A 12,461-nucleotide genomic window follows, 5' to 3' on the forward strand; every position below is an offset into this window, starting at 1 on the left:
CGTGCGAGGTCCACGCGTTCGGGCAGGGACCCAGCCCCGCGATCAGCAGGACCCCCGCTCGATCAAGTCGAAGCCGACGTCGAACTTACGCTGCCGTTGCACGCGCCCCTCGATCTTCGCGATGAGCATGGATGCGGCGAGCTTGCCGATCCTCGTGCCGTCGATGCGGATCGTAGTCAGCGGCGGATCGGTGTCGACGGCGAAAGTCTGATCGCCGTAGCCGACTACCTTCAATCGCCGAGGCACCGCCACGCCACGGTGACGCGCTTCGATCAACACGCCGAGCGCCATGATGTCCGCGCCGCAGAATACCGCGTCTATCGACGGATGCTCGTCGAGTAGGGCGGCCAGCGCGCGGCGGCCGTCGCCGAGCGACGCCGGCGAGGCAACCGATATGACGGGGATCGTCCAATCGCCATCGAACGCGCCGATGAACGCATCGGCGCGCAATTGCGCGCGACGGTCGCCCGGCGTGACGATTGCCGGGCGTTTTGTGCCGCGTTCGCGCAGATAGCGCGCCGCCGATTCGCCGACTTTTTGATGGGAAAAGCCGATCAACATGTCGAGCGGCGTGCGCGTGATGTCCCATGTTTCGACGACCGGGATTCCAGAGGCGCGTAGCTTCTGACGCGATGCTTCCGAATGCACGACGCCGGTCAGCACGATGCCTGCGGGACGCCTGCCGATGATTGCCTCGAGCAGCGCTTCCTCGCGTGATTCGTCGTAGCCGCTCTGGCCGAGCAGCAATTGATAGCCTGCCGCATCGAGCTCGGTGGTCAATGCGGTCACCGTTTCCTGGAAGACGCCCCCCGCCATCGCCGGGATCAATGCGACGATGAGCCGGCTGCGGTTGGAGGCGAGCGAACCCGCGACCAGGTCGGGCGTGTAGCCGGTCTGCCGCACTGCCTCGCGGATCCGCGCGAGTGTTTCGCTCGACACGAGCTCGGGGCTGTTGAGCGCCCGCGAAACCGTGACCTTCGTGACGCCGGTCAGCCTCGCCAGATCGCTCAGCGTGACGCGGCCAGTACCTTTGCGAGAGCGCCGCAGGGCGCTACCGGCGACGGGGACGGCGGTTTCGGTCGAGGTTTTCGTCACGGAGGCGGCGGGTCCTGTGTAAAACATTGCTGGCAATTATCCCAGAAGGCTACTAACATCGCAGAGTGTTACCGGTTACATATACCGGTAACTTTTCGTCGAATGAATACAGAGAGCCGCGGGCCGCCGTTCGCCGCGGCCCGGTGGAGACACTCGGTGGAGACATCCAGGCATGTGGCAGAACAAGACTGCTTTCGATGGGCCGCTCCTCAGGCTCAATCCACGCGACAACGTTCTGATTGCGCGGGAAGCGCTCGGGATCGGGCATCGGCTCCTCATCGATGGGCGACCGGTGCGTTTGCGCGCGCAGATCGAGCCCGGTCACAAGATCGCGGCCGTTCGTCTATCCGCCGGCGAGGCGATCCGCAAATATGACACGGTGATCGGCGTGGCCGCGCGTGACATTGAAGCGGGCGAGCACGTTCATACCCACAACGTCGCGCTGACTCACCTCGACTGCGACCCGGGCTTCGGACTCGACGCGAAGCCGGTTGCTTACGTTCCGGAAGCACAACGTGCGACTTTCGCCGGCATCGTACGGTCGGACGGGCGAGTCGCCACGCGTAACTTCATCGGGGTCATTGCATCGGTCAACTGCTCGTCGACGGTCATCCATCAAATCGCAGAGTGGTTTACCGCTGAGCGCCTGCGGCCCTATCCGAACGTCGATGGTGTAGTCGCGTTCGCGCAGACGAGCGGTTGCGGAATGTCATCGCCTAGTGAGCACTTCGATGTTTTGCGTCGTACGCTCGCCGGCTACGCACGGCATCCGAATCTCGCCGGTGTGCTCATCGTGGGACTCGGCTGCGAGCGCAATCAAGTCGGCGACTTGCTGGACTCCCAAGGTTTGCGAATCGGGAGCACGACGCATGCGCTCGTTATGCAGGACGAAGGCGGCACGCGTGCGACGATCGCTGCCGGCATCGCCGCCGTCGAGAAAATGTTGCCGGCCGCTAACGATGTCGTCCGCAGCCAGGTGCCGGTCAGTCACTTGAGGATCGGGCTTGAATGCGGCGGCTCCGACGGCTTTTCCGGAATCACGGCGAACCCGGCGCTCGGCGCGGCGATGGATCTGCTCGTGCGCCACGGCGGGACTGCGATCCTTTCCGAAACGCCGGAAATTCATGGCGTCGAATTCATGTTGACGCGGCGGGCCGTAACCCCCGAGGTCGGGCAGAAGCTGCTCGATCGGCTTGCGTGGTGGGAGCGTTACACGCACGGTCACAACGGACAGTTCAACGGCGTCGTGGGACCTGGCAACCAGAGGGGCGGGCTCGCGAACATCTTCGAGAAGTCGCTTGGCTCCGCGATGAAGGCGGGCACCACGCCACTGCAGGCTGTCTACGAATACGCCGAGCCGATCGATCGCGCCGGGCTGGTATTCATGGATTCGCCAGGCTACGACCCGGTGGCCGTCACGGGCCAGATCGCGAGCGGCGCGAACCTCATTTGCTTTACGACCGGGCGAGGCTCGATGTTCGGTTCAAAGCCCGCACCGACGCTGAAGCTCGCGAGCAACACCCCGATGTTCAGGCGGCTCGAAGAGGACATGGACATCAACTGCGGGCTCGTGCTCGACGGCGAGCGCTCGATCGCCGAGATGGGGCAGGAGATCTTCGAGCGGATTGTGCGTGCCGCGTCGGGCGAGCGAACGAAGAGCGAATTGCTGGGGCTCGGAGATCATGAGTTCGTGCCGTGGCACATGGGCATCGTGAGCTGATGCCACGAGCTGCCTGGAGCTGCCCGGAGCTGCCGGGGGGCGACCAGGAGAGAGGTCGAGCATCGCGACAGATCACAACAGAAAAGGAGACACGAGATGCAGCAGACAGGACAACGGAGGCGCCCGTCGAGGGTGAGATGGTGGGTCGCTGGACTGATGTGGGCCGCGATCGCGATCAATTACATCGATCGCACGGTGCTGTCGGCTGCCGCACCGCGCATTCAGTCGGAGTTTCATCTAAGCGCGGTCGAAATGGGCGTCGTCATGTCCGCGTTTTTCTGGTCATACGCGCTTTTGCAACTGCCGGCCGGCATGTTGGCGGATCGCTTCGGTCAGAAAAAGGTACTCGGCTTTGCCGTCCTCTGGTGGTCGCTCGCGACAGCCGCGACGGGCATCGCGAGCGGTTTCCGCTCGCTCGTTGCACTGCGCGTCGCGCTTGGCATCGGCGAGGCCGGTGCCTATCCGAGCAACGCCGGCATTGCGACACGCTGGTTTCCGCGCCAGGAGCGCGCGAGGGTGGCCGGAATCTTCGATAGCGGGTCCAAGCTGGGGGGGGCGGTCGCGTTGCCGCTCATCGCCGCGATGCTTGCCGCTTTCGACTGGAAGCTCACGTTCGTGCTGACGGGGCTGCTCGGGATCGTCTGGCTGGCGGTCTGGTTGATCACGTTTACCGATTCGCCAGCGGACAACAAGGGCGTCGACGCTGACGAACTCGCGCACATCGAGAGTGGGCGAAACGCACTGTCCGCGTGGCGTGCCGCGCCGTCGGACTGGCGCCGCCTGCTTGCACATCGGAACATCTGGGCGATGTGCATCGGCTTTTTCATGATCAACTACAACTCGTACTTCTTCATCACATGGTTGCCGACGTACTTGGTCAAGGCGCGCGGCCTTACGTTGATGGAGATGGGCTGGGTCGCATCGCTGCCTTTGCTGGCGTCAATCGTCGTCGAAGTCGCGGCCGGTTGGGCATCCGATCGCGTCTATGCGTCAGGCCGGCTCTCGCTGACCGCGACACGCAAGCTTTTTCTCGTCATCGGCCTGGTGATGGCTTCGAGCATCGGACTGGCCGCGTATGCGCATTCGGCCGTGGTGGCGGTCTTGCTGCTCATCGTCGCCAAGTCGGGAACGACGGTCGCGGCGTCGCAAGTATGGGCCTTGCCGGGGGACGTCGCACCGCCGAACGCCGTCTCGATGGTCGCGGGGCTGCAAAACATGGTGTCGAATCTCGGCGGCGTGATCGGGCCGATCGTGACGGGCGCGATCGTCGCCGCTACGGGTTCGTTCGTGTCGGCTCTCGTCGTTTCGTCGGGACTGATCGGCATTGCGATCCTCAACTATCTGTTCCTGCTCGGCCGGGTGGAGCCGATCCAGACCAGCGGCCATGCGACGAATTCCCTCAACCACGCGCAGCGAAACGCAGATGTCAGCTTCTAATCCCTTCAAGGCCGCGCTCGCCGCGCGCCGCAAACAAATCGGCTTTTGGCTTTCGATGGCGGATTCGTACCTGGCCGAAGTCAGCGCGACCGCGGGCTTCGACTGGTTGCTCATCGATAACGAGCATGCGCCGAACGACCTGCGCGGCACGCTCGCGCAGTTGCAGGCGGTTGCGCCATACGGAGCAGAGGCCGTGGTGAGGCCGGCGGCTGGCGACCCGGTATCGATCAAGCGGTTACTCGACATTGGCGCACGCAGCTTGCTCGTTCCCATGGTCAACACAGCCGACGAAGCGCGTGCGCTCGTCGCCGCCGTGCGCTATCCACCGCACGGCATACGCGGTGTAGGCAGCGCCGTGGGCCGGGCGTCGCGTTGGAGCGCGCGCGCGGATTACCTCGACGTGGCCGACGATGAAGTCTGTCTGCTCGTGCAGGCCGAAACGACCGCCGCGCTCGATAACCTCAAAGCGATTTGCGGGGTCGACGGCGTCGACGGCGTATTTATCGGCCCCGCTGACTTGGCCGCTTCGATGGGGCACCGCGGCAAGGCCGGGCACCCCGATGTCCAGCGCGCAATCGACGCCGCGATTCGCACGATCGTCGCATCGGGAAAAGCCGCGGGCACGCTCACGTCCGACCCGGCGTTGGCGCGGCACTACCTCGAGCTCGGCTGCGCGTTCGTGGCGACGGGCGTGGACATCCTGATGTTTGCGAACGCCGCGCGCAAGCTTGCGCGTGATTTCAAGGATGTTCGGGCGGGGCGGCGTGAAGACGCACCGTTCGGTTGAGCATGCCAGGGGATATGTCGGCTGCTACCACCCTACCGGCCGCCTGCCCTACGGAGCAGGTCAAGTCGTTCGGGTTGACGGTGGGTTGCTCACGCGACAGTTCTGCATCATCGGACACGATTCGATTCACGTCGTTTCCGCGTTTGGCACAACTAAGACCAGGTCCGTTTCGGCGACTGCCACGCAAGGCAGGACAAGGCCTTCCGCCTTCTCCTCCTTCGTGAGCCCCGGCCATTCGATCCGATAGATGACGCGCCCGCTCACCATGCGGCAGATGCATGATCGACACGTGCCATTACGGCATGACCTCGGCAGGCGAATCCCAGCAAACCCGGCAGCCTCGAGCAGGGACAAGTCAGCCGGCGCTTCAAACGTGCGGCCGAGCGGTTCGACGCGGACCAGCGGTGGGCGAGCGGACGTGGGCATGAGGCGGTTTTGCGGCATCGCCGCGGCGAGCGAATGTTATGGCGCCGCAGCATACCCGAAACCGAATGGCAGATGGAGGTTTGCCCGCATCCAGGGCGGTCCGCCCTTGCATTCCCTGATTTCGCCAGCCGAATCTGAAGTTGGCAGCCAAGCTTGCGTAAAACTTGCGTGTTGGCGCAAACGTCCTAAAGTGAATGCAACCGGCGGCGGGGCTAACGCGCTTTTCCGCCGTTCAGGTCGCGCTTTTTTCAACAGGGCGGCAATTTTCCAGGCGCGGCACTCGTCACGGCAAAGGCGAATCCGATGCAGATCACATTCCCGAAAGAGATCCCCGAGTATTCGGGGCGTGAGTTGACCCTGGCGTTTCCGGCGCTCGTCGATGGCGAGCGCGTGGAGTGCACGATCACCGCGGAAGCGCTCGAAGATCATTTCGGCGCCGCTTCGCCGCGTTTCGAGGACATGCTCGGCGCTTTCGACGCGCATCGTCCGCGTATCGAGGCAGCGGCGCGGCGGTTGTTGTCCGAGACGAACGCGCAGTGCGCGGTGCTTCGGAGCGGCTACGTCAGGTTCTACGTGGCGAACGCGCGCGTTTAGCAAGACACGCTGCGTTGCCACAACCCATCGCTCCGTCCCACGGACGCACCGTTGCGGTCCCGCGGGGAGCGCAACGGGCTGTGCAGCGGCGCTCGCTCCCGGCCGTTCACTCCGACCCAAGGTAGAAGAAGCGGAAAAGGAAGATCGCCGCGATGATCCAGACGATCGCCTTGACCTGCCGCGCCCGGCCAGTCAGCAGTTTCAACCCTGCATAAGTGATGAATCCGAAGGCGACGCCGTTTGCGATCGAGTAGGTGAACGGCATCAGGAGCGCGGTCAGCGCGGCGGGGACGGCTTCCGTCGCGTCGTCCCACGGCAATGCGGCGAGCTCGCGCAGCATCAGGCAGGAAACATAAAGCAGCGCGGGCGCCGTGGCATAGCTCGGTACGACGCCAGCCAACGGCGCGATAAAAAGGCAAGCGAGAAACAGGATGGCGACAGTGATCGCCGTTACGCCGGTGCGGCCGCCGGCCTGCACCCCGGAGGCGCTTTCGATATAGGCCGTCGTCGATGACGTGCCGAGCATCGAGCCTGCTACGATCGCAGTACTATCGGCAAGCAGCGCCTTGTTGAGGCGATCCATCTTCCCTTCGACGAGCAGCCCCGCGCGATTGGCCACGCCCATCAGCGTACCGGTCGCATCGAACAATTCCACGAGGAAGAAGACGAGAACGACGTTCAGAATGCCGGTGGACAGCGCGCCCCGAATGTCCAGATGAAAGAGCGTCGCGTCAATCGACGGCGGCGGCGACACTACCCCGTGAAACTGATTGCCGCCGAAGAAGAACGAGAGCACCGTCACGCCGAGAATCCCAATCAGGATGGCGCCGCGCACTTTGAGGAAATCGAGCGTCACGATCGCGAAGAAGCCGATCGTCGCGAGGATGACCTCCGGCTTGTGCAAGTCGCCGAGCGTGACGAGCGTGGCCGGGTTGCCGACGACGATGCCTGCCGACTTCAGCGAAATGATCGCAAGGAAAAGGCCGATGCCGGCAGTAATCGAAATCCGTATCGAGTGCGGGATGCCGTTGACGATCATCTCTCGCACGCGAAAAAGCGTGACGCAGAGAAAGAGACACCCGGAGATGAAAACCGCGCCGAGCGCGGCTTGCCAGGTGAATCCCATGCCCTTCACGACGGTATAGGCGAAATAGGCGTTGAGGCCCATTCCCGGCGCGCAGGCGATCGGATAGTTCGCGTAAAGGCCCATAATCAACGTCGCGAGCGCGGAGACGAGACAGGTTGCGACGAACACCGAATCTTTGGGCATGCCGGCGTCGCCGAGAATCGCCGGGTTCACGAAGATGATGTAAGCCATCGTCAGAAACGTGGTTACACCGGCAAGCACCTCGGTGCGCAGATTGGTGCCTGCTTCGTCGAGGCCGAAGTAACGCTTCGCCGCTTCGAGCGGGGAAAAGGCTTTCACTTGTTCCATGAGCGGTATGTCTCCTGATCCTGATGGCCGTTCGATCTTGTGCGGAAGAAACGTCGAGTCCGGTTGTGCCGTACTGTACACAGCCGTCGCGCGGAAACCAGCCGCCGACTGTAATAGCGACTATTTGGACGGCACTACGCTGCGCGCATCGCCCCTGCCGTGAAACCACCGCGGTACGGGCGTCAGCCGCGGTTCAGCACGGCGGTGAGGATATCGACAGGGAGCGGGAAAACGATAGTGGAGTTCTTGTCGGCGGCGATTGTAGTGAGCGTTTGCAGATAACGCAATTGCATCGCCTGCGGCTCCCGGGCGAGCGTCTGGGCCGCTTCGAGCAACTTCTGCGAAGCTTGCAGTTCGCCGTCGGCGTGGATGATCTTGGCCCGCCGCTCCCGCTCCGCCTCGGCTTGGCGCGCGATCGCGCGGATCATCGACTCGTTGATGTCGACGTGCTTGATTTCGACGTTCGAGACCTTGATGCCCCAGGCATCCGTTTGCATGTCGAGCGCCTTCTGGATGTCCGCATTGAGCATTTCGCGCTCGGCGAGCAACGTATCGAGCTCGTGTTTGCCGAGCACGGCGCGCAGCGTGGTCTGTGAAAGCTGGCTCGTCGCCTCGAAGAACCGCGCGACCTGGATCACGGCTTTCTCCGGATCGACGACGCGGAAGTAGACCACCGCGTTGACCTTGACCGATACGTTATCGCGCGTGATGACGTCCTGTGGCGGCACGTCGAAGACGACCGTGCGCAGATCGATGCGGACCACCTGCTGAATGATGGGCGCGATCAGGACGAGCCCTGGCCCCTTGACCTTCCAGAAGCGTCCGAGTGTAAACACGACGCCGCGCTCGTATTCGCGAAAGATGCGAATCGCCGAGGCGATGACGATGATCGCCAGCAGGATCAAAAGACTGCTGAAGCCGAAAGTGAAGCCGATCATGACGTTTCTCCTTGTTTTGGATCGACGATGGGGGCCACTGTTAGCGTCAGGCCGGAGCGGCCGATCACACGTACGCGGCTTCCGGCGGGAAGCGCGGCCGACGCGCGCACGCGCCAGCGCTCGCCGCGCACGTGCGCCCAACCCGTCGCCTCGGCGCCGAGCCCGCCATCCGCGCTCGCAAGACCATCGTCGATGATCTCGCCGAGGCAGCCGACCATGGCTTCCGAGCCCGTGACGACCGGGCGTCGCCGTGCCCTGAGCGCAAAGCTCGAGACAATGAAGACGAAAAGGCCAGTCGCCACGGTCAGCGCGGCGATGACGGGGAGCGGGACGCCATAGCCAGGGACGTCGGTGTTCACGAGCATCATCGCACCTGCCGCGAACGCGACGATACCGCCGAACCCGAGCGTGCCGAACGTCGGCAGGAAAGCTTCGGCAATAAGGAACGCAATGCCGAGGAAGATCAACGCAAGGCCGGTGTAGCTGATCGGCAGCAACTGCAGGGCGAAGAGGCCGATCAGCAGCGCAATGGCGCCTGCGACGCCGGGCAGGACGAAGCCCGGATTCATGAACTCGAAAAAGAGACCGTACATACCGATCGTGAGGAGGATCAGCGCGACGTTCGGGTCCGTAATGACGGAGAGCAGATGACTGCGCCAGTCGGGTACGAGGGTGACGGTGCGCGCATTGGCCGTCGCGAGCCGGTGGCTGCCCGTCGAGGTTTCGATCGTGCGGCCGTCGAGCTGCCGGAGCAGGTCGGGTACGTCGCGCGCGCTCATGTCCACCACGTGCTGCTCGACGGCTTCGCGCGCCGGCAGGCTCACCGCTTCGCGAACGGCGCGCTCGGCCCATTCGACATTGCGTCCGCGCATCTGCGCGAGACCTCGTATGTAGGCGACAGCGTCGCTGATGCGCTTGCGCGCTTCCGTCGATTGCGTATCGACGGCGGCAGGGGCGGAGGCGGATTTGTCGCTGCTGGCGTTCTTCCCCGTATCGGCGGGCGGCGTGCCGGGACTGCCGCCGACGCCGAGCTCGATCGGTGTCGCCGCGCCGAGATTCGTGCCTGGCGCCATTGCGGCGATGTGGCTGGCGTAGATGATGTAGGTTCCGGCGCTCGCCGCGCGTGCGCCGCTCGGCGCGATGAAGGTGGCCACGGGCACCGGAGAGGCGAGAATCGCCTTGATGATTTGACGCATCGACGTGTCGAGACCGCCGGGCGTGTCGAGTTCGATGACGGCGAGCTGCGCGTCGTCGTGCGCGGCGCGCTCCAGGCCACGCGAAATGAAATCGGCGCTGGCCGGGCCGATTGCCCCGGCGATGGGGATGACGACGACCTCGAGCGACGCGGCCGATGCGCCCATGCCCGCGAGGAGCAAAGCTAACGCAGCCGCCGCGCGGACGAGCCACGCCAGCACCCCTGGCGCGTGGCGCCGATTGTGCACTGCAACCTCGGTTGACATCATGCACGGCAATAGGCGGGTTTCCATCGTTCTGAGCAGACGCTGCGAGCGCGTCGCCGCCGGCGGCAACGGGCCGCTTTGTCGCTTAAAGCTTAGGACGATTCGGGCGTGAGAGGAAATCGGCGGGGAGTCACGACGGCCCGAATCGCCCTTCGCCGGATGCTGCCGCGGCGACCTGCCGAGCTTCGATATAGATTCGCTTGATGTTCGGAAAGCGCGATTGAATGCTGCTTTCGATGCGCTCGATTGCTACCGCAATCTCTTTCCCTGACGTGCCCGGCTTGAAGCTGACGTCGAGTGTCAGCAAGATGTCGTCTGGCCCAAAGTACATCGTCAGTGGTTGTGCGGCCGACGCTACCGCATGGTCTTCCTGGACCAGCTTCCGGATGGCACGCGCAATTTCGAGCTCGACGCCTTCGCCCAGCAGCAGGCTTCGGGTTTCGTACATGAGCAGGCCGGCCACGGCGGCCAGAACAAGGCCGATCGCGATCGACGCTGCGCCGTCGAGCGCTGGCATATTGAATCGATGGCTGGCATAGACGCCGATCGCTGCCAGCAGCAATCCGAGAAGGTCGGCGCTGTCTTCGGCGAGGACCGTTATGGTGCTCGGGTCCTTGCTCGAGTGCAATGCCTGCCAGAACGGCTTGCTGCCTTTTTCCTCGAGCGTGGCACGCAAGGCAATCGTGAAGCTCGCGCCTTCGAATATTGCGGCGCAGCCAAGCACGATGTAGTTCCACATCGCATCTTCCAACGGGGCGGGGTGCAAGATGTGCAGCAGTCCCTGATACGCCGATATGCCGCCCCCGACGCCGAAGATCATAACGGCGACGATCAGACTCCAGAAGTAGACCTCCTTGCCGTACCCGAACGGGTGCTCGGCGTCCGGCGGTCGCCGGCTGCGTTTCATTCCCAGGAGGAGCAAAAGGCCGTCGCCTGCGTCGACCACCGAATGGATTGCCTCTGACAGCATGGCTGAACTGCCAGTAATGCCGGCTACGACGAACTTCGTCGTCGCGACAGCAACATTGCCGGCCATTCCGCCGTAGACCACGATGATCGATTCGGCCATCTTTGGCTATCTGCGTCGATTGATTCGACAGGCTTGCTTTGGCTTTCACATGGCTCGCATCATGCGTGCCATGCGGCGGCGTTAGAAAATCGACTGCCTGGTGAGTGTGGTCAACCATTCAAGGGACAAGGTGCCGGCGAGCGAGTTGCCGTTCGCATCAAGGCCGGGCGACCAGACGCAAACGGCCATTTCGCGCGGCAGCACGGCGACGATGCCGCCGCCTACGCCGCTTTTCGCCGGCAGGCCGACGCGATAGACAAAATCGCCCGCCGCGTCGTAGGTGCCGCAGGTCAGCATCAACGCGGAGAGCCGTTTTGCCGAACTGGGATCGACGATACGCTCGCCGGTGGCCGGCGCGATACCGCCGTTGGCTAGAAAGAGGGCGGCGCGAGCGAGCTCGATGCAATTCATCTCGATCGCGCATTGACGGCAATACGCATCGACGACAGCGTCGGGCGGCATGTCCAGCTTGCCGAAGCTGGCGATGAAGTGAGCCATCGCCCGGTTGCGCTCCGCGTGGCGAAGTTCCGATTCCGCGACGCGCGCGTCGTAGTCGATATCGGATACGCCGGATAGCCGGCGCACGAACTGGACGAGCGCGGTTTCCGCGCGCACGAAACGGCGACAAAGGACGTCCGTAACGACTAGCGCTCCAGCGTTGATGAAAGGGTTGCGCGGTAACCCGCGTTCGGTCTCGAGCTGAACGAGCGAATTGAATGCTGTCCCGGATGGCTCGCGTCCAACGCGTTGCCAAAGCGCATCGCCGAGTAGTTGGAACGCCAGCGTGCAAGCGAACAGCTTCGAGATGCTCTGGATCGAGAATCTTTGGTGGGCGTCGCCGACACTGAACACTTCGCCATCGAGCGTGACGACGGCCATGCCGAAGCGCTCGCCCGGAATTTTCGCGAGCTCGGGAATGTAGTTGGCGACGCGGCCCGCGTTGCGCCACGGTTCGATGTCGCGGTAGATCTGCTCGAGGATCGGTTGATAGTTCACGGCGAGTCTGTCTGGTTGATTGCGTTTCGCTGACCGCGCTTTTCCGGCGGGTGCGACGGACCCGTATGGAACCGGCAAGTGGGACCGACGTCAAGCGCCGTGGCATTCGGATTGCGGCCGTTCATGGGACGCGGTGGGGCGCGGCGGGGTGCGGAGACCGGTTCGTTGCGATTGTTCGTGCACGGTTGTTGGCGCGGTCGTTCGCAATGCATTTTCCGCTTGCGGCGCTTCGCGAAGCGGCCTAGAATCACGCCCTTTCGCGCGGTCGGCGACGGCGGCGCGAGAGAGGGAAGTGGAACGGCGAGCGGCGCGCATCGTGCTGTAAATACGAGGCGCGCGGACAGCGGTTGGCGGGTCAGGATGTGGCGCTGAGCAGTGTGCGACGCAATCAAAAAACTCGTTGACGACTGGCTGGTGACGCTGCATAATCTCGCTTCTCTGCTGCTGATGCAGCAACGCAAGACGGCGGTGCCGAAGGGTAGTGGTGGTAGCGGCGCCAAGGCG

General features: G+C 63.7%; 11 protein-coding genes. 4 read left to right on the forward strand and 7 right to left on the reverse strand.

Features of this window, described 5'->3' with window-relative positions; all coding sequences use genetic code 11:
* Positions 1-42: 42 nt before the first annotated feature.
* Entirely contained in the window at positions 43-1,095 is a 1,053-nt protein-coding gene (locus tag AB4Y31_RS29270) for a LacI family DNA-binding transcriptional regulator (RefSeq protein ID WP_368677044.1), read from the reverse strand.
* Between the two features lie 172 nt (positions 1,096-1,267).
* Between AB4Y31_RS29270 and AB4Y31_RS29275 the strand changes: the two genes are divergently transcribed.
* From AB4Y31_RS29275 to hpaI, 3 genes are all read left to right on the forward strand, one after another.
* Positions 1,268-2,815, forward strand: a complete 1,548-nt coding sequence (locus AB4Y31_RS29275) for a UxaA family hydrolase (protein WP_368677045.1) — start codon at positions 1,268-1,270, stop codon at positions 2,813-2,815.
* A gap of 96 nt (positions 2,816-2,911) precedes the next feature.
* Positions 2,912-4,252: an MFS transporter gene (locus tag AB4Y31_RS29280; RefSeq protein WP_368677046.1), complete on the forward strand. Its 1,341-nt coding sequence runs from the start codon at positions 2,912-2,914 to the stop codon at positions 4,250-4,252.
* A complete protein-coding gene (hpaI, locus tag AB4Y31_RS29285) occupies positions 4,239-5,039 on the forward strand; it encodes a 4-hydroxy-2-oxoheptanedioate aldolase (protein ID WP_368677047.1) in 801 nt (266 codons plus the stop codon). Before AB4Y31_RS29280 ends, hpaI begins: the two co-directional genes overlap by 14 nt.
* Before the next feature lie 126 nt (positions 5,040-5,165).
* Here the strand turns inward: hpaI and AB4Y31_RS29290 are convergent, their stop codons facing one another.
* Positions 5,166-5,465, reverse strand: a complete 300-nt coding sequence (locus AB4Y31_RS29290) for a 2Fe-2S iron-sulfur cluster-binding protein (protein WP_368677048.1) — start codon at positions 5,463-5,465, stop codon at positions 5,166-5,168.
* A gap of 303 nt (positions 5,466-5,768) precedes the next feature.
* On the opposite strand from AB4Y31_RS29290, the gene AB4Y31_RS29295 reads away from it, so the two are divergent.
* Positions 5,769-6,059 carry a DUF1488 domain-containing protein gene (locus AB4Y31_RS29295; protein WP_026229952.1) on the forward strand — a complete coding sequence of 97 codons (291 nt, stop codon included), beginning with the start codon at positions 5,769-5,771 and terminating at the stop codon, positions 6,057-6,059.
* Positions 6,060-6,165: 106 nt separating this feature from the next.
* Here AB4Y31_RS29295 and AB4Y31_RS29300 read toward each other — a convergent pair whose 3' ends face one another.
* From AB4Y31_RS29300 to AB4Y31_RS29320, 5 genes are all read right to left on the reverse strand, one after another.
* The gene (locus AB4Y31_RS29300) at positions 6,166-7,494 is read right to left on the reverse strand and encodes an NCS2 family permease (RefSeq protein WP_368677049.1); all 1,329 of its coding nucleotides are present in this window, start codon (positions 7,492-7,494) and stop codon (positions 6,166-6,168) included.
* 182 nt (positions 7,495-7,676) lie between these two features.
* The gene (locus AB4Y31_RS29305; protein WP_018442194.1) at positions 7,677-8,432 is read right to left on the reverse strand and encodes a slipin family protein; all 756 of its coding nucleotides are present in this window, start codon (positions 8,430-8,432) and stop codon (positions 7,677-7,679) included.
* Positions 8,429-9,895, reverse strand: a complete 1,467-nt coding sequence (locus AB4Y31_RS29310) for a nodulation protein NfeD (protein WP_368677050.1) — start codon at positions 9,893-9,895, stop codon at positions 8,429-8,431. Before AB4Y31_RS29310 ends, AB4Y31_RS29305 begins: the two co-directional genes overlap by 4 nt.
* A 127-nt stretch (positions 9,896-10,022) precedes the next feature.
* On the reverse strand, positions 10,023-10,961 hold the full coding sequence (locus AB4Y31_RS29315; RefSeq protein ID WP_368677051.1) for a cation diffusion facilitator family transporter: 939 nt from the start codon (positions 10,959-10,961) through the stop codon (positions 10,023-10,025).
* Between the two features lie 81 nt (positions 10,962-11,042).
* Positions 11,043-11,957, reverse strand: coding sequence for a glutaminase (locus AB4Y31_RS29320; RefSeq protein ID WP_368677052.1), 915 nt, complete (start codon positions 11,955-11,957; stop codon positions 11,043-11,045).
* Between the last annotated feature and the right edge of the window lie 504 nt (positions 11,958-12,461).

This window comes from Trinickia sp. EG282A (assembly GCF_040965455.1).
GTDB classification, from domain to species: Bacteria; Pseudomonadota; Gammaproteobacteria; order Burkholderiales; family Burkholderiaceae; genus Trinickia; species Trinickia symbiotica.